This is a genomic window from Psychrobacillus sp. MER TA 171, assembly GCF_023713305.1.
Classification (GTDB): domain Bacteria; phylum Bacillota; class Bacilli; order Bacillales_A; family Planococcaceae; genus Psychrobacillus.
Window position 1 is genome coordinate 24,359 of sequence record NZ_JAMAWN010000008.1, and the last position, 19,070, is coordinate 43,428.

The following is a 19,070-nucleotide window of genomic DNA, read 5'->3' on the forward strand; positions in this document are numbered from 1 at the left end:
GCCCCCACCTCTCAACCCCCGAAGAAAGTGTTGCTTCATCGACAAAAAGGCAGGTCTACTGGCTCGTGCATCTTCCTCCCATTGGCCTTCCCACGAAACTTCGCAGTGGCATAATCAACAGTTGTCCGCACTTACAGTTGCGGGGACAGCTTCGGTTTCTCACCGAATTCCCTTTTAAACCATAATGGTACCTTTTTATCGTATAAATACTATATATTGTGTTTTGTTTACTTGTATACCCTAACATATTGTGTTAAAACTTGTACATAGGTAAAAAGACTATGAGTTAGGTCTTACATCTTATTTTCAGAATAACTCAGTTACAAAATTGCGAATCCAATATTTTCTGTATATTATAATTGTAGCGACCTATAAAAATGGTAAAATATCTTAAATTTAGGAGGTTATAAATATGATTACAAGCAATTCCACTAGGTTGACATCTAAGGACTTATTACCACACGGACCTGTTGGTATAGGGGGCTGGCTAATACTTCCACTTATCGGGCTAATTACCTCACCGTTTGTTATTATTGCCTATCTCATGATAGATGTTTTCCCTTTTTTGACGGCTGAAGGTTGGGAGAGTATAGCTAGTAAGAGTGGAGAATATTATCATCCTTTATTTGGACCATTTGTAATAACAGACCTCATCATTTGTATTGCTCAAATATCTACAGTAATAGTATTACTCATACTTTTCTTTAAAAAGAAAACGTTTTTCCCTAAGGTAATGATTACCTGCCTTACCATCATGCTAATAATAGATATTCTCATTGGCTATATAAATTTGCAAATCATAGAGAATGTGTTTGGATCTGATCCTTTAACATCCCAATACTATATGTTTAATGTAATACGGGCTATGATAAGTACCTCGATTTGGATTACTTATTTTAGTAAATCCAAGAGAGTAAAGAATACATTTGTAAAGTAAACATACGATAGGAGGTAGTTCTCAATGACTGTTACTAATGTATCTGTCCAACCACATAATGGACCCTCAGGAATCAATGGTTGGCTCATTCTTCCCTTGATTGGTCTGCTATTTGCACCGTTTCACTATTTGCTTAGATTTTTCAGCCACTTAATAACCTACCTTACGAATAACATTTGGGTGACGATGATTGAATTAGATGTATCTAAAGGACAGCAAATCTTCATAAGTGTAACCATAGTAGTCTACTCCCTTATTTTACTTTTAACAATAGTCATCTCAACAATCCTTATTTTTCACTTTTTCAAGAAAAAAAGGTCATTACCAAAGCATATGATCCTTTATTATATTGCCACTGCTGCGTGTAAATTTGTTTTCGGCTTTGCATTTGTTTACATATCAAATCTATTATATGGAGTGAATCATGAGGAACGGTTTGAATTCGCTGCAGTGTCTATGATGTCATTTATTTTGACATTTATATGGGCGAATTATTTCAATGAATCTCAAAGAGTTCATAATACATTTATTCATTAACAAACAAGCCCTCATTACGAAATAAAATTAGTAATGAGGATTTAGAGTAAAACTATTTTTCCTCGATATAAGTTAATGTTCTCCCAGTAAATCCAAATAATATAGTTAAGATCGGGCTAAGCAAGCAGAAAAATGCAAATGGTAGGTACTCGAGTGTTGTCACGGCTAATACATTCGTTATGAAAATCCCACATACACTCCATGGTACAAGGGGGTTTACAACCGTACCAGCATCTTCCATTACGCGTGCTAAGTTTTTATTGGCCAAACCAACCTTTTTAAATTGTGCTTGGAATGCTTCTCCAGTCAATAAAATCGATAAGTACTGCTCTCCGATAAGTGTATTAACCCCTATTGCGGTAAAAGCAGTGGCTGCAATAACAGAACTCACCTTCCTTAGCGAGCTTTCCACTTTCATGAGTAAGCTTTGCACGATCCCGAGCGTAAACAAAAGTCCACCCATACTTAAGGCAAGAAGAACAAGCCCAATCGTAAACATCATGCTATTAATGCCGCCCCTAGAAAGTAAGGAGTCGATTGCTTCCATACCCGTGCTAGATGTAAAACCGTAAAATAGTATATTCAATACTTCCCCAAAACTAAAAGATTGATGGAAATAGGAAATAAGTATAGCAACAAATGATGTGAAAGCCAGAGATAATATAGCAGGCACTTTCTTAATGGAAAGTATAACGAGTAAAACAAGAGGAATCAGTGTATACCAATGAATCATCCCTGTTTGGAGTAGTCCAGCTTGAAATTCATTTACTTGCTCGAGCTGTTGAAATTCTTTGTTTGGCGATAAAATCCCATATCCAATTAGCGAAATAATGAATGCTGGTATCGTTGTCCATCCCATATTTCGAATATGTTCAAATAAATCTACCTGAACGATAGCAGATGCGAGATTTGTAGTATCTGACAGTGGAGACATTTTATCTCCGAAAAAAGCTCCTGAAACAATTGCACCAGCTGTAATAGCCAAAGAAATATCCATAGCGCTAGCCATTCCAATAAATGCAACACCAATTGTAGCTATCGTTGTTAGGGAACTTCCTATAGATAAACCAACGATACAAGTAACTAGAAATACAATAGCATAAAAAAAGTGTGGCGTAATAAATTGAAAGCCTAAGTGAATAAGTGTTGGAATCGTCCCGCTCATCATTAAGCTACTAACTAATATACCAATAAAGAAAAAGATGAAAATTGCGCCAAGACCTGCTTTGGCACCATCTGTTAGTCCTTCTTCTAGTTTTTTGTAAGGTACTTTCTTCATAAGACCATAAGTTATGAGTAATAGAATTGCCAGTAAGATAGGCATATGAGGAACTGCATTAAATTTTATGATACAAAGCGCCATTATAGCGATAATCATAGTACTAAGTAGTGCTGCCTCCGAAAATGAGGGGGAGATCGTGGAACGAATACGAAACATTGTTAATCCTCCTAATAATAGTTTTTAGGAATGAAAAAAAACCTTCCAATCCCTATAGCTAGGGACGAAGGAAATCTCCGCGGTACCACCCTATTTGTCGAACATTGTGTATGTTCAACCACTTCATTAAAACCGAGTTTACTTGATTGTTGTAATTCATCTATCATGTTTACCTGAACTTTCACCAACCGTTCAGTCTCTTTTTGCTGGGTACATGCAGATTACTAGGACAATCACTCGTATAAATTTTACTTTCGCGATTCAACGCTTTCAATCGCTAAAGTTACTAGAATTTTAACATGTTTACCCGTACTGTCAAGATGTATTATTTTAAATGCATTATTAACGGGTATCTTTAATGAAAAAGACAGAAAACCATTAATTTTAACGTAGCCCAAAACAAAAGGATGACCCCTGTGAAAGAAGTCATCCTTTAACTTACAAAAATATAATAACCGCTAGTACCGCTGCTAAAACTATTCGATAAATAGCGAACGGTGTTAGTTTAACTTTATCAATTAGTTTCAAGAAGAAGCGAATTGATATTAAAGCAAATACAAATGCGCTGACAAAGCCTACTGCATAAAAGCCAAAATGATTCATCTCCACGTACTCCCAGTTTTTCAAAAGGGATAGAAAGCTTGCCCCTGCCATAATCGGCACAGCCATGATAAACGTAAAATCTGCTGCAGTTTTATGATTCATCCCTAATATTACGCCACCGGAAATCGTTGAACCAGAACGAGAAAATCCTGGCCACAATGATAGACATTGTATAAGACCTACAAGAATCGCTTGCTTATATGTAATCTTGTCTAGTGTGTTCGTTTTTGGATGTTTAGGTCCAAGTTTATCAGCAACAATCATAAGGATCGCACCTAGCACTAATCCTATTAATACAGTCTCTGTTGTAAATAAATGCTCATCGATGTAATCCTCAAACAATACACCTAGCACACCAGCAGGTATAAGCCCAACAATTACATGAGTTAGCTTTAACTGTCCGCCTTTAGGCGCATCCTTTATTTTATATAAGCCTATTAAACTCAATAATCTTTTCCAAAAGACAACGACTACAGCGAGGATTGACCCAAGCTGAATAACAATTTTGAATGTATTAGCTGAGTATTCTCCTAAAAAGTCTTTTGTTTGCAGCCACATATCATCCACGATAATCATATGACCAGTTGATGAAACCGGAGCAAACTCCGTCATACCTTCTACAAAACCTAATATTAATGCTTTAAATAATTCTAGAATTTCCATAAGATCTCCTTAGTCACGTTTTTTAAAATACCATACTAAAAATGCAATCCCTACTATTGCTATAAGAACATACACTATGTTCGAGTAGATATCCATATACCCTACGATATCCTCCCAGTTTTCACCTACTGCAGAACCTACTGAAACTAAAACCGTGTTCCAAATAAGTGTACCTAGTGTAGTAAATAGAAGGAACAGCCAAAATTTCATATTTGACATCCCTGCTGGAATAGAAATAAGGCTTCTCACCAATGGAATTAGTCGACCAAAAAATACAGCCCAAACGCCATATTTGTCAAACCAGGCATCCGCCTTATGAATATCTTTTATAGTAAGTCTCAAGAATTTACCGTACTTGTTCACAATCTTTTCTAAGCGCTCTACATCTAGTAATAGACCAATCCCATAAAGAATTGCCGCGCCAATTACCGACCCCGCAGTAGCTGCTAGAATAACACCTACCTTGGTCATCGAAGTTGTAGTTGTCATAAATCCTCCAAGCGTTAAAATAACCTCTGAAGGTATCGGCGGGAATACGTTCTCTAACAATATTAATAAAAATACGCCAAAATATCCAAACTGATTCATCCAGTCTGTAACCCATGCTTCCATTATACTTACACATCCTCTAACTTAATCTCTACCGACCATAACTCTGATTGACTACCTAGTCGAATCGGTGGTCCCCAAAATCCAAATCCGGAAGATACAATCGCATGCATATTTCCTTTTTTCCTATACCCGTAATCTAGCTCAAAAATTCTTTGGGTAAACAAATGATTTGGCCACATTTGACCACGATGGGTATGACCCGACACGTGAAAGTCTACCTTCGCCCTCTCAGGGATGAGTAAATTAGACGGTGTATGATCCATTACAAACCATGGCAAATTGTTTTGTTTTGGTGCCAATTCGGATAGTTCTTTTCTGTTTCTATTCGTTAAGTCCTCACGTCCTGTCAAATAGAACGTGTCTGCCACCATGATTGTTTCATCTAATAGCATCTTTACATTGGAAGCTTCCATTTCCTCCACAAGTAATGGAATTTTCTTTCCATAGTATTCATGGTTTCCTAGCACCCCATAATTACCATACGTAGATTGAAGCTGCTTCATCACCTCGGACATGCCCTTTTTTACAAACCATATTGGGTCATCGTCCACTAAATCTCCAACTAGTAATACCAAATCTGGATTTTGTTCATTTGATTTTTTTACAAATCTTTGTAAATGCACTTTATTGGATAACAGACCAAGGTGAAAGTCAGATGCAACCACCACTTTCAACTTGTCCACTGCCGCTCCTTTTTTAGGTATGGTAATAGTAAGTTTTCGGACTACTGGCGAGAAGGCATTATATGTTCCGAGCAACATGATCAAAACAAAGATTAGCAAAACGATTCCACCAATCAGCTTTAAATACTCTGGGAAAATCCACACGAGTATACTTGCAATCGGGAATAAAAGAATTCCATACTGCATGATTATAAGCCAATAAGAACCTATTATACTAAAAGTTCTTAGTCTGTGGTCAAGTCTTGCAATAATAATTGCATAAGCAACTAAAAACCAAATCCCCATGAAAATCCCAAGATTAATTGAGAAGAAAGCTTCTAACCATGTCCACACACTCCAACCAAAATAAAAAACAATTGCGGAATAAATAAGGATCGCTAACGTTATAAAGCCAATTTTTTTCATTTGAGTTCTCCATTTTGTCTTTTCCCATTAGTATAGCAGATTTGCGTAATTTACTCCTTCTCAGCCTTAAGACCGAGGAGAAAATCATGTTTAAGCCCGTTTAGCAAAACATAAGGAGTTGGTAAGCTATAGATACAGACGAGAGGAGGAACAAATATATGAAAAAATTTGGTTTAGTTACACTTGGGATAATTGCAGGAATTGTAGCATTGGTGAATCTTGGTCCGTTATTAGGATTAGGAATATCCGCATTGTTCGTCATTGCAGGTGTACATTTCTACTTAAAAAGCGATTCAAGCCTACTAAAAATCTTTTGGGCAACAGTCGGTATTATCGGTTTATTGACAGCGATTTCTAATATACCAGGATTCGTTGGTATCTTATCAATCGTAGCTTTATACTTCATCTGGAAAACTTGGAATAAGGAAGAGCTTTCACTATCAATACAAAAAAAAGATGATCCATTCGTTAATTTTGAAACACAGTGGAACGAACTTAATAAATAAGGAGGAAACAAACATGACATCATTACTACAACGACTAAAGTATTCAGTTAAGGCTGATCTACATCAACTATTTGATAAAAAAGAAGAAAAGAATCCAATCGCTATGCTCAATCAATACATTCGAGAAGCCGAGAAGCAAACAGAGCAAACCGGTAAATGGTTAGAGCGCCAAGGGAAATTAAAGCAAGAGCTGGAAAAAGAATTGGCTGAGACATTACAGATGGCTGAAAAACGCAAAAACCAAGTAGAACTAGCTACTGCTTCAGGCGAAGAAGATTTAATTTCCTTTGCACAGGCAGAGGTTGATGCCTACAACGAACGTGCAACAACTTTACAGACTAGCATTCACCAAACGATGGAGGAGCTTTTCGGGTTAGAGCGCAAATATGAAGAGATGAAGCACAAAGTGAAGGATATGAAGGTCCGCCAACTGCAGCTCATGGGCAAAGAAAATGTTACACGTGCCCACCACCAAATGGATCAATTGTTAAAGCCTGAAGAAAAGCAGAAAGGATTCGGTAATTTTCAAGACATGGAACAATATATCGAACGCCTTGGACAAAAAATTGAAAAAGAGCATGAAATCACTTCCATGGAGCAACGTTTAGAACAATTAGAAAAAAATGAACAACCAAAGGCTGAAATTGTGTAATATATAGTAAAAGGTTGTCCATTTTATAGGACCAATGAGGGGAAGGCAAACGCCTTCTCCTTCTCATGCATTACTATGCGAAGAAGGGAGAATACAAGCATGAAAGAAAACCAAACAAACAAGCTAGCTTTTTTTCTTATTTGTTTTGTTTTTCTCATTTTTATAGAAGCTACTATATTTGGGAACGGCAATATTATATTAGTCCTTCTTGGCATAGGAATGATGTACTTTAGCTTACGGAAGCAATCGAAATATATGTTCTGGCTAGGCTTTATATTTCTGATTTTAGCTATCTTTTCTATGTGGAGCCTACGATTGTTTTTAGTAGCTATCCTTGTCTATTCCCTTTATAAGCTTTGGAAAAACGAACCTATTAGCCAAGTGATTAAACCGTTTGGCAAGGTATATGAAGAAACACCAAATAGTATTATTCAAAACAAGCTATTTTCATCACAATCAACGCCATTTCAAGCCTATGAGTGGCAGGATGTTCACGTGCAAAGCTTTTACGGAGACTATGTAATTGATGTCACGGAGACAGTGCTACCAAAAGGCACTTCCCTTATTTCCATTCGACAATCTTTAGGGAAGGTTACAATACATGTTCCATACGAGATTCCAGTCCGCATACATTACACTACCGTAATTGGTGAAGCACGAATTCTTTCCCGCGGAGTTCAGCGTCTATGGAACCAGACTGTCCTTGTAAAGGACGGTTACCTAGATGAGGTTTCTCATCCAGCAGAGCTACTCATAACTGTATCCACGTGGATTGGTGATGTTGAGGTGATCCGAAAATGAAAATACTTCTAGGGCAAGGAATCTCCCTCTTTTTCTATCTAGTTAGTATTATTGTGTTACTTTTATATGTTGTCTGGGGCTGGCCAAATGACGAAGCTTGGTGGTCATTGTTAAACCAGACATATGCACAAATACCTCTAGGCGTGTGGATAATAATTGTGCTAGCTTTTATAAGCTTCGGATTTTCATTGAACACACTTCAAAAGGTACGCGGTCAAGAAAAGAAAATAGAAACGAGCTTACGACCATTACTTGCAGAAACGTTTGAAACGAGCAAGAAAAAATATACACAGACCAAAAGAATGCAGGCAACTGTTACTCAACTAGAACAGCTAATCCTGACCCAACGAAAAACATTACAGCGTATAACGAATGAAAAGGCTGAAACACAGGACAGAATTATTCAGGAAAGACTAGTCCAAGAAAGACAAAGATTGGCTAGAGAGCTCCATGATTCCGTATCCCAGCAGCTTTTTGCAGCGTCCATGCTTCTATCTACCATGGTAGAAATAGAAGAATCTAAAAATGGAGAAGTCCCAAAAACCTTGATGCAAACAGAAAAAATCGTACAGCAGGCTCAATTAGAAATGCGCGCGCTACTTCTCCACCTACGCCCAGCAGCTTTACACAATAAAACCTTAAAGGAAGGCTTAGAGGAGTTACTTCAGGAGCTTCAAGAGAAAGTGTTTTTTACCATACACTACCGATTAGAGGAGGTTTCCTTGTCTAAGGGCGCCGAGGATCATTTATTCCGAATCGCACAGGAAACCTTATCAAATACACTAAGACATGCTAAAGCAACTGAAGTAGACATTCTCTTCGTTGAAAGAGACAATCTAGCTATTTTCCGTGTCCAGGATAATGGTGTTGGTTTTGAAGTAGGAGAAGGTAAAAATGGCTCTTATGGAATTCAAAGTGTTCGAGAACGAGCGGTCGAGATTGGTGCTACATGCAAAGTCGTATCCGTTCCCTCTCAAGGAACAATTGTAGAAGTGAAGCTGCCTATTGAAAGACCGGTAGTCCAGCCTGTAAATATAGATATTAAAAAGGCCACGGAGGAGTGAATAGAATGATTCGCATTTTGCTAGCCGATGACCATGAGATGGTCCGTATCGGCGTTTCAGCTTACTTACAGGCTCAACCAGATATGGAGGTTGTAGCAGAGGCAGTAAATGGACTAGAAGCGGTCGACTTGGCTCTCAAGCATCGACCTGACATTATTTTAATGGATATGGTCATGCCTATTATGAACGGGGCAGAGGCTACTCGGGAAATTATTAAAAAATGGCCTGAAGCCAAAGTGATGGTAGTCACTAGCTTTATCGATGACGACAAGGTGTATCCTGCTTTGGAAGCAGGAGCGATCAGCTATCTCTTGAAAACGTCCAAAGCCTCACATATTGCTGATTCAATTCGTAAAACTTTAAATGGTAATGCCGTTTTAGAGCCCGAGGTCACTAACAAGATGATGTTACGCATGCGACAAGGATCTGGACATTCTTTACATGAGGATTTGACTGATCGTGAACTAGAGGTACTTCTTCTCATAGCCGAAGGCAAAACAAATCAGGATATTGCCGATACTTTATTTATTGCGCTCAAAACAGCAAAAACCCATGTCAGCAACATTTTGTCCAAGTTGGAGGTAAATGATCGTACTCAAGCTGTCATTTATGCCTACGAACATAAGATAGTCTCTACAAAAAAATAACCAAACCTCCTCGGCTATCATATGCTAATGAAAAGACAGCCAAAGGATGATAGACAACATATGACTCCCAATAACAACGACAAACCTAGTGAGCAACCTAACCTTGGCGCTACCGTGGACTTCTTGGGCTCTGTCGTCATCACATTAGGTTTCCTCATTGGTACTATTGGAGAAGGTATCACCCTCCAAGAATCCTTAGAAGAAAAGAAATCTGAAAAAAACTCTAAGAACAATCAGAAACTGCAGCTCTCTCAAATAGAAAAAAAATTAGACCAAGTGATTAAAGAGCTAGAAGCATTAAAGAAAAGGAGATGATCCTAACCATCTAAGGGTCATCTCTTTTTGATGTATTAGCATACTTAAAACAATGCTATTATTTTTCGGAAATCACTCGTTGATAGTAGCGCTACTTTCTTATCATACGTATTAAACTTCTTAAGAAATTCAGGTTTCATTTGTTTTTCAAAGTATCTCGTCCATTGAAACATTTTTAGAAATATAGAAAAGGTTGGCTGGTAGTTAGCCTTTTCCAATCCAAGTGCCTGACGAGTAAACCTCTTTATAATTCGCCAATGTCTTATAGCTACTGGTACATCTAGAAATAAAATATGATCGGCTGCCTCTAATGCGGAATCCGTCCACTGAATATGGACTCCTTCGATTATCCACTGTTCCAATCGAATTGCATCTTTTAGCAAATCGTCTCGTTTCTCTTCAGAATTTCTAATATCCCCCTCAGGGCGTCTGGTCCAAACAAAGTTATCCGTTTCAAAATGAGGAATATTATAGTGTTTAGCTAGCTGACGAGCAAGGGTCGTTTTCCCACTTCCTACAGATCCCACAATATAAATTTTCATCTGTTACTCCATATTTGCTTGATTGATAGAGTGAATAATCCCGGCATGTACCCCTTCATGCCAGACAATAAATTGCACAATTGCCTCTACAGTTTCCATGCTATGTAGATTTCCTATTTCTAACGTATCTATTAAATAATCTTGAAGATTTGGTGCTAAAAGTGCTAACACACGGTCTAACTGGTCTTTTAAACTAACTACTAGTTCTTCTTTTGATGGGGGTATCTCCTGCCAATCATCCGGGCCTGTCCCTGGGGCAAAAAAAGGTATCCATTCAGGATGTACAATACTGTAAGTTGGAATAGCTTTTTGAACCAAAATTTCCATTTGTACATAAACGTGCCCAACATTCCAACGAACGGTATTAGAGAATCCTTTAGGCTTTACATCCCATGCTTCTTCTTGGCACTGTTTGATTCTACCTAGTGTATAGATTCTAGCAAAGTTAAGTTGGTATAAAGATTCTATTGTTCTCCACCCCTTTTTAATTTGAGTATATCATTTATGGGAAAATTCTGTCTCCTGATACTTGTTTTCTATTTTAGTAGATGATATGTTTTAAGAAAAAGGAGAGATTACTATAGACAATCCACGTGTCATCCCCAAGCCGATTGAAGTATACAAACGATTCCTTCACCGACTACCTACTCAACACCCGCTCATACCTCATTTAGAAGACCGCATATACAATCTGGAAGCGGGTTATGCTGGTGAGAATTTTGTCGACAATTTTTTAAAGCAAATTGCCTTTTCTAAGCATTACGCTATTTTAAAGGATCTTCACCTTCCCATTTCCGACTCTGGTTATCTTCAATTAGATACGATAATCCTTACCCCGAAATACCTTGCCATTCTCGAAATCAAAAATATTCGAGGAAAGATCTCTTTCCAAAGAAATCCGGACCAACTTATACGTGAAATCGACGATGAAATCACTGCCTTTAAATGTCCTGAGCAGCAGATCATACGCAACGCTCAAAAGCTAACTTTGCTATTAAACTCCCTCAAAATTCAGCTTCCTGTGAAAAACTTTATCGTCTTCGCTTCCACTAAAACTATTGTTGCACAACCTCCCAAGCAAGTAAGAGCAGTCATGGGCTGCGACATTGCAACTCATATCAATTCACTGAACGTTCTCCCGGACGTCCTACCCGTAAACAAGTTTAAACATCTTCTAAATTATTTCACAGTGAACGCCACCGAGTTTATACCAAAACCACTATCTCACATCTATCCTTTAAATTTGAAGGAGATAAAAAGAGGACTGCTATGCGCAAAATGCTTTCAATTTGTAGAAGGGAGCTGCTCCTCATGCGGTACCTAAAAAAAAACAATGCAACAGCAAGCATTAGAGGACTGGTTTTATTTATATAAGGAAACAATCTCCAACAAAGAGTGCATGGAATTTTTAAAGCTAAAAGACAAGCATGCTGCTTCCTATTTATTAAGGAACTCTAGATTATATCCCATTAATAATACGAAAAGTCGCTACTACGTCATCCAAAAGAAATAAAGATTCGCGAACGGGTAGTAGTTTGAGCGAAGATTAGGCAGGCTGTTCAGAGGGTTTGACATAGCAAGTCATAGTTTCAAACCATTCCCGGCCTGAGTCTCCTCCTGGAGATGGATTACGACAATCCGCGTCTCGTTTACTACAATCCAGCTCTACTTTACGACAATCAACTAGTTTTTTACTACAATCAATGATCAAACACTATTCCCGACTATGGATTACAACAATCACCTGCTCGTTTACGACAATCCAGCTCTACTTTACGACAATCAACCAGTTTTTTACTACAATCAATGGCCAAACACTATTCCCGACTATGGATTACAACAATCACCCGCTCGTTTACTACAATCCAGCTCTACTTTACGACAATCACTCTCTTTTTTACTACAATCCCTGCTCCAAGCTTACTCCCGAGTAATATTTATTTCCATCCCATGCGTACACAACAAAAACCCCCTTCCACAAGGGAAGGGGGGTAAGGGGGTTTCGATTTTCTTTATTAGATTACTGGTATTTTGACAGTTACTTTAAACAGATCTCCGTCTACTTCGGTTACCAGGCTTCCCCCATGTAAGTCTACAATAGATTGAGCAATGGCAAGGCCTAGTCCAGAGCCTTCTGTGTGACGGGATGTGTCTGCACGCTTAAATCTCTCCGTAAGCTCTGCCACATCATCGCCCAGCTCATATTTCGCGATATTTTTAAACACAAATACTGCATGGTCATCTAATTGGTCTAAATTTACATAGACTCTTGTATTTGGAAGCGAATACTTTAATGTATTGATAATTAAATTATCTAGAACTCTCCACCACTTTTGCCCATCTACATAGGACATGATTGGCTTGGAGCCTATAGTCATTCGATAATCTAGTCCTGATTTATCAATATCCTCCTGGTGCTCTGCAACTGCCTGCTGCAACAGCTGAGTTAAATCTACTTTACGTTTGTCTAACTCAATATTTCCCGAGGCCATTTTAGATACCTCAAACAAATCTTCAATTAATGTTTTTAACCGTAATGATTTCTTATCTAAAATCGCTATATACGAAGCTCGCTCTTCCTCCGTAATATCGGGATTTTTTAAAAGATCAGTGTACGTAATGATGGAGGTTAGTGGCGTTCTTAAATCATGACTTACATTAGTGATTAGCTCTGTTTTAAGGCGCTCACTTTTCACTTGCTCTATTTGAGAAGTTTGTACGCGTCCCCTTAAGTCATTCACATTAGATGCAAGCTTTGCAATCGGTGATCTTCCATTCACCTTAATTTCAGATCCATCATTGCCCTTTACCATCTCTTCGGTTTTTCCAATAATACGATTCAAATAAGCCATTCTAGATAATAAAATAAATAGAACAGGGATACCTATAAATAAAGTACAAGGAATCCATAATATGATTAGTTCTGGAATACTTGCCATTAAGACCGTACCCATTCCCCAGAAAAACACTACTACTAGCATGAGAATCGTTTGTACTCCAATCGATCGGCTTAGGAAAAAACCTTCCAATGATTTAATCCCATGAACTGTGAGACTGTTTTTCCAGTCTGCTGTACTTAACGATTCTTTTAGCCATGGAATTTGATAGAGAGTTGCTGCTGTTAAGATAACCGCAATAATAAATCCACCGATTGGTATATCATATCCTCCATAATGGAAAACAGAGAGCATTGCTTCTTCAGTAAATAAAATTGCTAGGAATCCACTAACAAAAATTAATACTATCTGAACATCAATTGGCAAGCTTTCATATTTTGCTCTTCCTTTTTCAAAAATGAAAGATTTACGATTCTTTCTCCATTGAAACACAAACAATACTGCTGAAAGAATCCCTACTACAATGACACTATAAAAAATTAGCTGTCGTGTTTTAAAGTAATTGTACTCATACGATCTATTTCCACTAAGCATACTTGCTTCTGATATGGCAATGGTACCTTCAAAGCGAGTATATCGACTTCCAAGAGTGTCACTTAGATCCCTATAAGCGCCGTCGTAATAATCTTCATTAATTGCTGGTGAATACGTGTTAGGCTCCTTTAAATAGCCATTATCACTAGAGTACACCTTCTTAAACGCCATTTTCTTTCCGATTGTTCCGTTTGTAAATACCTCTCCGGTTTCTACATTTTTTAATTCGTAGTTAAAATCATCTTTCTCATTTAATAAATGGTTTTTTGCTTTAGCTACACTTTGGAAATAAGCATCCACTTCTTCTTCTTTTTCTTTTCGGATTTTATCCTCTACGTACTCGTCGCTTTCAAAATTCTTCTTAATATCGGCTATCTTAGCATCCCGTTCTGCTATGAGGCTAGCTCTAACCGTGTTTTCTACATCCTTCTCCTGTGCCGCATCACCCTCGGCAGATGTCTCCTCTGTAGTTGTAGAGTTTATTCTATCCTCGTAGTTACGCTCTATAGAATAGATTTGATCTTCCAAATTTCCATAACGATTACGATGCTCTTCAATTTCACTAGAGGTAACTACTATATTTTTCTTTACTGCTTCTATATCTGGGACAGCCAACGCTAACGGAACAAGTGCAGATTCGAACTCGTCTAATTCTTGTTGAAAGCTAGAGCTATCGAAATAGTTTTTCCCTATATACTCTCTACCTAAATTTGTAAGAGTAATGAACGCACCAACGGCTATCACTACCAACACACTCAATAAAATTACTTTTCCTAGAGGGCGCTTCATCTCGCTCCTCCTTTCATTAATTCAACAATGTCTGTAAAGGTTCTGCTAATCTCCATGATTGGAATGAGCTGTGATGTACAATAAAATAAACATATTGCTCCGCAAAGAATAGCCCCTATTGAAAATAGAAAACTCCATTTACTTGTCGATTTTATAGCCAACTCCCCACACCACCTTTAGGTATCTCGGATTTTTAGGGTCTGCCTCAATTTTTTCGCGTATTTTACGGATATGAACAGCCACTATATTCTCCGCGTTGTAGGCTGGTTCATTCCATACTCGTTCATAAATATCATGAATAGAAAAAACTCGACCTGCATTGGTCATTAATAGTTCCGTTATTTTATATTCGATTGGAGTGAGCTTTACCGCTTCTCCTTCTACAGAAAGCTCCTTTGCCTCCTGATTTAAAATGAGACCATCCACTTCTATCACCGCTTGCCTGCCCTGATAAGTCCCTAGCTTTGTGTATCTTCTGAGCTGTGACTTAACTCTGGCTACAAGTTCCATAGGATGAAATGGCTTCGTTACGTAATCATCTGCACCTACAGACAATCCGTGAATTTTATCTGAATCCTCTGCTTTAGCACTTAACATAATAATTGGTATATTTCTTTGCTCTCGAATTTTAAAAGTAGCAGAAATTCCATCCATTTGAGGCATCATGATATCTAATACAATGACATGAACCTCGTTTTCCTCTAGCAACTCCAGTGCCTCTATCCCATTTCCTGCCTTCAACACACGGTAGCCTTCATTTTTTAAATAGATTTCTATTCCATCTCGAATGTCTTGATCATCATCGGTCACTAGTACAGTAAACTCAGGCATCTCTTGCTACCTCCTCACGTTTGCTTTCTTATGATTCTTATTGTAACCTTCATTTCTTAACATTCCAGCAGTATAATTCTGAAGAAAATCTTAAGAAATTATTTTGTTTATTTATATATTGTTGCACTATAAGGTTTTTGTAAGCTTAACTAAATTATCGGCATAATAAAGTACATTCAAAATAAAATGAAAATTTTCTTTTCACTCCCTCTAATGAATCAAAAAATCCACCTACCTTTTTACAGGTTGGTGGATTCATTACATGTTTCTTCTATAGTAGTGCAAAGCTCTAGGTCAATGTCCTGGTAACTTATATCGCTAATCCGTTCTATATAAGAATTCACTACTTCACCAGAATATTTTTCAAATAATTCATTTACTAATTGATCTAGCTCTAATTGTTCCTTCGTTTTGCTCATGATTAGCAACTCCTTAGTCCATAATTGTTATATCTACAATTTCTTCTAGCTTAATAGGTATTAAATAAAATGGATCGTGAAGATGAATTGTCCTATGCTTTACATCTATTTCTTCAATAGTACCCCTGTTATAAATATAGTGACCATTTTTCCAGCGTTTGATCTTCGTATCACCTTTAGACGTATAGGCTAACTCAAGCGTCTCTGAGATTATGACATAATCGTAATCGGTTAATACTGGCTTAGGCTCTTTCTTTACCTCTTCATAATACTCACGAAGTAGTGAGACATGTTCTGGAAGCATCATAGATGTCCCCCATTTAATATTTCGACGAGGATCTAAAGGATATTTAGATTTTTTAATCCCTTCAAAAAATTTATCATGAATATTCATATAACCTCACGTTCCTTTTGGAGAACGGGAACAAATGCTAACACATTTTCTATTTTAAAGATCCTTTTCGTACCTCTTAAAAAGCAATAAGCCTGGAAGGAGTCCTTAGAGACACTTAGCACCTTAACTCGTCTCTTACTGATTTCCCCATTGTGTTTCATGTAAATCATTTCAGATAACTGATTGGCTTTCATTGACTTCAAAATTATTATGCGCACATTTGTTCCCTCCTATTACTTTTTAGTATACGAACATTTGTTTGTTTTTACAACTTGAAATTTCAGGAAAATGAAATTTTAGCAAACAAAAAAAACGCCACTATGGGCGTTGAAAATATTTCAAGTCACTCTGTTTAGTTATCCATCTACTTTTTATATTTTTCGTTCAAATCATTAATTACTTCAATGGCTTCCTCAACATGCTCGACATCAATAACTTCAATATTTAACTTTAACTCTCTTTGAAGGGTCTCTGCTTCTTTTGCATTTTCGCTCGGTATAATCATAAAAGGAAAATCATATTTTTTAACATTTTGTAGTTTTTCTCTCAAACCTCCAACAGCTAAAACATTTCCCTCTGCATCAATGGCACCTGTAATAGCCAAACGTAGCCCATTTTGTAATTCACCTTTTATAATGAGTTCAGTTAACAGCAAGCTTAGCCCTGCACTGTCTCCTATCCCTTTATCATGCTTGAAATATTCTGTAAGCCTTGCTTCTTCTTTACCAAAGTACAGTTTTAAGTTCTCTCTCATCTCTTCCTTCGGTGTTTTTTTAAGTTGTAGCCATTCAAATATTGTCCTGTTCTTATTTTCGTAAAGAATCTCGTTCCTTACTTTAGTAATTGTTATGACCTCTTGATCAGGGTACTTCCTTAAATACTCCTGAGCCTCCTGTTTGCTTTCCATGTTATCTAAATTTTTGTAAGAAATAGCTACTATAAAGATTCCTGAACCTTCTACTGTCTGTCTTGGTTCTATATATAATTTTGCTACGTATGTTTTTGTAACGAACCCTAGAAGCGGAAGCTCATAACAAAATAGAAGCAATAGGATAACTAGAGAAATAGTAAGTTGTTGTTTGGTCTTCTGTTTTCTTCGAAATATGAAGATGGAGATAGTTAGCATAAATAAACTAAGGAGCAGTAAAACTAAATACGAGATACCATCTATAGCGTCTCGAAGGAATACACCTAGTACTAGAAGATAAAAAACGATTGTTATAATGATGGGGATGACATTTAGTGATCGAGTATAATTTTTCGATATAGCGGTCCAGCTCCTTCTTAAAAGTCTATACTAGTAAAGGGAAAGATCCTTTGTTAAGTTATGCATATGATTATGTAAGTAATGATATTCTTTTTCATCAAATGCTATATAAGGGGCTCAATTACGTAATAGCGTTTCACAGATAAATTTAGAATCTATATTTGATTTGTAAGACGGATAATATCATATTGGGCAACCCACGAAAATCCGTCCGAGTAGAAATCATTTATTTAATTATTAGAGGTAAATACTTACTTTCAAAGACTTTAAACAACAAGTCCAGGATACAGTAAGAAATAAAGGATTTATAACACATTTAAATTCCATTATAATCCTATTAAAGCAACTTAACTATCACTTTTTCGTATATCTGAAACTTTCTGGAACAAAAACGGTCTAATATTCTAAAGGAGTGAACAAAATGAAAAAAATGTTTTGGAGTATGTTAACTATTTTTACAATCTTATTCCTTGCTAGCTGCGGAACTAATAATGATAATGACCCAACAACAGGCAGTGAAGAGCAAGAAAAAGAAGCAAAGGTCTCTACCCAATTAAATGTTGATGCTAATGGAGAAGCAATGCTCCTTATTAAAAACCCTGCGGATAATGAAATGACACTAACCTTTCCAAGCGGACAGGAGGTAGAGTATCAACTACTAGATCAAGACAAAAATGTCGTGTATACGTATTCTGCCAATAAAAACTTTACACAAGCAATTCAGGAAAAGAAACTAAAGCCTAATGAAGAGATTTCCGTTAAGCTTGATTTGGAAAATGAACTAGCAGAAGTACCTGCCGGAAAGTACAAACTGGTTGTTTGGTCTATGGCATCTGAATTGAGCGATCAAAAGGTTGAATCTGATTATGAATGGGCTGGAACTGAGCAAGCAGAAGAGAGTGCACCTCCTACAGAAGGAAATAGTAAAATTACTCTTTACCGTGAAGATGCCAATGCAGAATTTGTAGAGCCTTACGAGGTGGAAATTGATCCATCTGAAGATAAAGTGAAGCAAATATTTGAAGAAATTGACGCAACAAATGTAGGATTACTAGAATATCGTTTTGAGAATGACGAGAAAAAACTAGTTCTAGTAATGGATAAGGCAACAGAAAATATTCAAGGGACTGCTGGAGAATATCTATTTTTAGGCAAAGTCCTCCATTCTTACTTTGAAAACTACCCTAAATTAGAAGAAATTGATTTTGTTAAAGAAGATGGTACACCTGTTGAACTATCACATATGGGAGCTGTATCCACCTTCACACGCGATGAGCAATATACAAAACCGAATTAAAAATAATACGCTTTGTTCAAGTTATTGGTTGATGACTAACCATTCTTTTTTTATAGTGACTGTAAACATAAACAAAGGAACTTTCAAATGGCTATTAAGAACATAAATAGATGATAAAATTAGGTTTGGTGACAGTTTTTTAGCTTTGTTTATGCGTGTAAATTGATTAGCGCTTTATCGATGCTAAAGCTGTTCCATTTATTGATTGGAACGCCAGACGGCAACTCCTACGGGATG

22 protein-coding genes and 1 riboswitch are annotated in these 19,070 nt (G+C 37.1%); of the genes, 10 read left to right on the top strand and 12 right to left on the bottom strand.

Annotated elements, in window-relative coordinates; all coding sequences use genetic code 11:
• Positions 1–31 precede the first annotated feature (31 nt).
• Positions 32–210, bottom strand: a riboswitch (cobalamin riboswitch).
• A gap of 202 nt (positions 211–412) precedes the next feature.
• Together M3627_RS09290 and M3627_RS09295 are read left to right on the top strand one after the other, a co-directional pair.
• The gene (locus M3627_RS09290) at positions 413–937 is read left to right on the top strand and encodes a DUF2569 family protein (protein WP_169360890.1); all 525 of its coding nucleotides are present in this window, start codon (positions 413–415) and stop codon (positions 935–937) included.
• A gap of 24 nt (positions 938–961) precedes the next feature.
• Complete coding sequence (locus tag M3627_RS09295) at positions 962–1,474, top strand: DUF2569 domain-containing protein (protein ID WP_251555135.1); 513 nt, start codon at positions 962–964, stop codon at positions 1,472–1,474.
• Between the two features lie 52 nt (positions 1,475–1,526).
• On the opposite strand, the gene nhaC is transcribed toward M3627_RS09295, so the two are convergent.
• The 4 genes from nhaC to M3627_RS09315 form a co-directional block, all read right to left on the bottom strand.
• Positions 1,527–2,912, bottom strand: a complete 1,386-nt coding sequence (gene nhaC, locus M3627_RS09300; protein ID WP_251555137.1) for a Na+/H+ antiporter NhaC — start codon at positions 2,910–2,912, stop codon at positions 1,527–1,529.
• A gap of 438 nt (positions 2,913–3,350) precedes the next feature.
• Positions 3,351–4,178 carry an undecaprenyl-diphosphate phosphatase gene (locus tag M3627_RS09305; protein WP_169360884.1) on the bottom strand — a complete coding sequence of 276 codons (828 nt, stop codon included), beginning with the start codon at positions 4,176–4,178 and terminating at the stop codon, positions 3,351–3,353.
• Positions 4,179–4,187: 9 nt separating this feature from the next.
• The gene (locus M3627_RS09310) at positions 4,188–4,790 is read right to left on the bottom strand and encodes a DedA family protein (protein WP_169360883.1); all 603 of its coding nucleotides are present in this window, start codon (positions 4,788–4,790) and stop codon (positions 4,188–4,190) included.
• 5 nt (positions 4,791–4,795) lie between these two features.
• Positions 4,796–5,878 carry a metallophosphoesterase gene (locus M3627_RS09315; RefSeq protein ID WP_251555139.1) on the bottom strand — a complete coding sequence of 361 codons (1,083 nt, stop codon included), beginning with the start codon at positions 5,876–5,878 and terminating at the stop codon, positions 4,796–4,798.
• 158 nt (positions 5,879–6,036) lie between these two features.
• Between M3627_RS09315 and M3627_RS09320 the strand changes: the two genes are divergently transcribed.
• The 6 genes from M3627_RS09320 (at position 6,037) to M3627_RS09345 (ending at position 9,863) form a co-directional block, all read left to right on the top strand.
• Positions 6,037–6,384: a lmo0954 family membrane protein gene (locus tag M3627_RS09320; protein ID WP_251555141.1), complete on the top strand. Its 348-nt coding sequence runs from the start codon at positions 6,037–6,039 to the stop codon at positions 6,382–6,384.
• A gap of 13 nt (positions 6,385–6,397) precedes the next feature.
• Positions 6,398–7,036 (top strand): PspA/IM30 family protein, encoded by a 639-nt coding sequence (locus M3627_RS09325; protein WP_251555144.1) that lies wholly within the window; start codon positions 6,398–6,400, stop codon positions 7,034–7,036.
• A 99-nt stretch (positions 7,037–7,135) separates the two neighbouring features.
• Entirely contained in the window at positions 7,136–7,837 is a 702-nt protein-coding gene (gene liaF, locus M3627_RS09330) for a cell wall-active antibiotics response protein LiaF (protein WP_251555167.1), read from the top strand.
• Positions 7,834–8,901: a sensor histidine kinase gene (locus M3627_RS09335; protein WP_251555169.1), complete on the top strand. Its 1,068-nt coding sequence runs from the start codon at positions 7,834–7,836 to the stop codon at positions 8,899–8,901. The genes liaF and M3627_RS09335 overlap by 4 nt, the downstream gene beginning before the upstream one ends.
• Positions 8,902–8,906: 5 nt before the next feature.
• Positions 8,907–9,548 (top strand): response regulator transcription factor, encoded by a 642-nt coding sequence (locus M3627_RS09340; protein WP_251555171.1) that lies wholly within the window; start codon positions 8,907–8,909, stop codon positions 9,546–9,548.
• Positions 9,549–9,575: 27 nt separating this feature from the next.
• Positions 9,576–9,863, top strand: a complete 288-nt coding sequence (locus tag M3627_RS09345; protein ID WP_251555174.1) for a hypothetical protein — start codon at positions 9,576–9,578, stop codon at positions 9,861–9,863.
• 44 nt (positions 9,864–9,907) lie between these two features.
• Here the strand turns inward: M3627_RS09345 and M3627_RS09350 are convergent, their stop codons facing one another.
• Positions 9,908–10,405 carry an AAA family ATPase gene (locus M3627_RS09350; RefSeq protein ID WP_251555176.1) on the bottom strand — a complete coding sequence of 166 codons (498 nt, stop codon included), beginning with the start codon at positions 10,403–10,405 and terminating at the stop codon, positions 9,908–9,910.
• A 3-nt stretch (positions 10,406–10,408) separates the two neighbouring features.
• The gene (locus M3627_RS09355; protein ID WP_353056459.1) at positions 10,409–10,894 is read right to left on the bottom strand and encodes a DinB family protein; all 486 of its coding nucleotides are present in this window, start codon (positions 10,892–10,894) and stop codon (positions 10,409–10,411) included.
• Between the two features lie 202 nt (positions 10,895–11,096).
• Between M3627_RS09355 and M3627_RS21055 the strand changes: the two genes are divergently transcribed.
• The gene (locus M3627_RS21055; protein WP_353056460.1) at positions 11,097–11,729 is read left to right on the top strand and encodes a nuclease-related domain-containing protein; all 633 of its coding nucleotides are present in this window, start codon (positions 11,097–11,099) and stop codon (positions 11,727–11,729) included.
• Positions 11,730–12,420: 691 nt separating this feature from the next.
• Here M3627_RS21055 and M3627_RS09365 read toward each other — a convergent pair.
• The 6 genes from M3627_RS09365 to M3627_RS09390 all read right to left on the bottom strand — a co-directional run bounded on the left by M3627_RS09365 (position 12,421) and on the right by M3627_RS09390 (position 17,395).
• Entirely contained in the window at positions 12,421–14,625 is a 2,205-nt protein-coding gene (locus M3627_RS09365; protein ID WP_251555177.1) for an MFS domain-containing histidine kinase, read from the bottom strand.
• Positions 14,626–14,763: 138 nt separating this feature from the next.
• On the bottom strand, positions 14,764–15,456 hold the full coding sequence (locus M3627_RS09370; protein ID WP_169359225.1) for a response regulator transcription factor: 693 nt from the start codon (positions 15,454–15,456) through the stop codon (positions 14,764–14,766).
• Positions 15,457–15,695: 239 nt separating this feature from the next.
• Positions 15,696–15,875: a hypothetical protein gene (locus M3627_RS09375; RefSeq protein ID WP_169359226.1), complete on the bottom strand. Its 180-nt coding sequence runs from the start codon at positions 15,873–15,875 to the stop codon at positions 15,696–15,698.
• Positions 15,876–15,888: 13 nt separating this feature from the next.
• Positions 15,889–16,182, bottom strand: a complete 294-nt coding sequence (locus tag M3627_RS09380; RefSeq protein WP_251555179.1) for a YolD-like family protein — start codon at positions 16,180–16,182, stop codon at positions 15,889–15,891.
• Between the two features lie 83 nt (positions 16,183–16,265).
• Positions 16,266–16,487 carry a transcriptional regulator gene (locus M3627_RS09385; protein WP_169359228.1) on the bottom strand — a complete coding sequence of 74 codons (222 nt, stop codon included), beginning with the start codon at positions 16,485–16,487 and terminating at the stop codon, positions 16,266–16,268.
• Positions 16,488–16,633: 146 nt separating this feature from the next.
• Positions 16,634–17,395 carry a S16 family serine protease gene (locus M3627_RS09390; RefSeq protein ID WP_251555182.1) on the bottom strand — a complete coding sequence of 254 codons (762 nt, stop codon included), beginning with the start codon at positions 17,393–17,395 and terminating at the stop codon, positions 16,634–16,636.
• A gap of 562 nt (positions 17,396–17,957) precedes the next feature.
• Between M3627_RS09390 and M3627_RS09395 the strand changes: the two genes are divergently transcribed.
• The gene (locus M3627_RS09395) at positions 17,958–18,833 is read left to right on the top strand and encodes a BsuPI-related putative proteinase inhibitor (RefSeq protein WP_169359230.1); all 876 of its coding nucleotides are present in this window, start codon (positions 17,958–17,960) and stop codon (positions 18,831–18,833) included.
• Positions 18,834–19,070 lie beyond the last annotated feature (237 nt).

Excerpts from the sequence above, each read along its gene's own strand:
- M3627_RS09290 (WP_169360890.1), top strand. The coding sequence starts at position 413 with ATGATTACAAGCAATTCCACTAGGTTGACATCTAAGGACTTATTACCA.
- M3627_RS09295 (WP_251555135.1), top strand. The coding sequence starts at position 962 with ATGACTGTTACTAATGTATCTGTCCAACCACATAATGGACCCTCAGGA.
- nhaC (WP_251555137.1), bottom strand. The coding sequence starts at position 2,912 with ATGTTTCGTATTCGTTCCACGATCTCCCCCTCATTTTCGGAGGCAGCA.
- M3627_RS09305 (WP_169360884.1), bottom strand. The coding sequence starts at position 4,178 with ATGGAAATTCTAGAATTATTTAAAGCATTAATATTAGGTTTTGTAGAA.
- M3627_RS09310 (WP_169360883.1), bottom strand. The coding sequence starts at position 4,790 with ATGGAAGCATGGGTTACAGACTGGATGAATCAGTTTGGATATTTTGGC.
- M3627_RS09315 (WP_251555139.1), bottom strand. The coding sequence starts at position 5,878 with ATGAAAAAAATTGGCTTTATAACGTTAGCGATCCTTATTTATTCCGCA.
- M3627_RS09320 (WP_251555141.1), top strand. The coding sequence starts at position 6,037 with ATGAAAAAATTTGGTTTAGTTACACTTGGGATAATTGCAGGAATTGTA.
- M3627_RS09325 (WP_251555144.1), top strand. The coding sequence starts at position 6,398 with ATGACATCATTACTACAACGACTAAAGTATTCAGTTAAGGCTGATCTA.
- liaF (WP_251555167.1), top strand. The coding sequence starts at position 7,136 with ATGAAAGAAAACCAAACAAACAAGCTAGCTTTTTTTCTTATTTGTTTT.
- M3627_RS09335 (WP_251555169.1), top strand. The coding sequence starts at position 7,834 with ATGAAAATACTTCTAGGGCAAGGAATCTCCCTCTTTTTCTATCTAGTT.
- M3627_RS09340 (WP_251555171.1), top strand. The coding sequence starts at position 8,907 with ATGATTCGCATTTTGCTAGCCGATGACCATGAGATGGTCCGTATCGGC.
- M3627_RS09345 (WP_251555174.1), top strand. The coding sequence starts at position 9,576 with ATGAAAAGACAGCCAAAGGATGATAGACAACATATGACTCCCAATAAC.
- M3627_RS09350 (WP_251555176.1), bottom strand. The coding sequence starts at position 10,405 with ATGAAAATTTATATTGTGGGATCTGTAGGAAGTGGGAAAACGACCCTT.
- M3627_RS09365 (WP_251555177.1), bottom strand. The coding sequence starts at position 14,625 with ATGAAGCGCCCTCTAGGAAAAGTAATTTTATTGAGTGTGTTGGTAGTG.
- M3627_RS09370 (WP_169359225.1), bottom strand. The coding sequence starts at position 15,456 with ATGCCTGAGTTTACTGTACTAGTGACCGATGATGATCAAGACATTCGA.
- M3627_RS09375 (WP_169359226.1), bottom strand. The coding sequence starts at position 15,875 with ATGAGCAAAACGAAGGAACAATTAGAGCTAGATCAATTAGTAAATGAA.
- M3627_RS09380 (WP_251555179.1), bottom strand. The coding sequence starts at position 16,182 with ATGATGCTTCCAGAACATGTCTCACTACTTCGTGAGTATTATGAAGAG.
- M3627_RS09390 (WP_251555182.1), bottom strand. The coding sequence starts at position 17,395 with ATGCTAACTATCTCCATCTTCATATTTCGAAGAAAACAGAAGACCAAA.
- M3627_RS09395 (WP_169359230.1), top strand. The coding sequence starts at position 17,958 with ATGAAAAAAATGTTTTGGAGTATGTTAACTATTTTTACAATCTTATTC.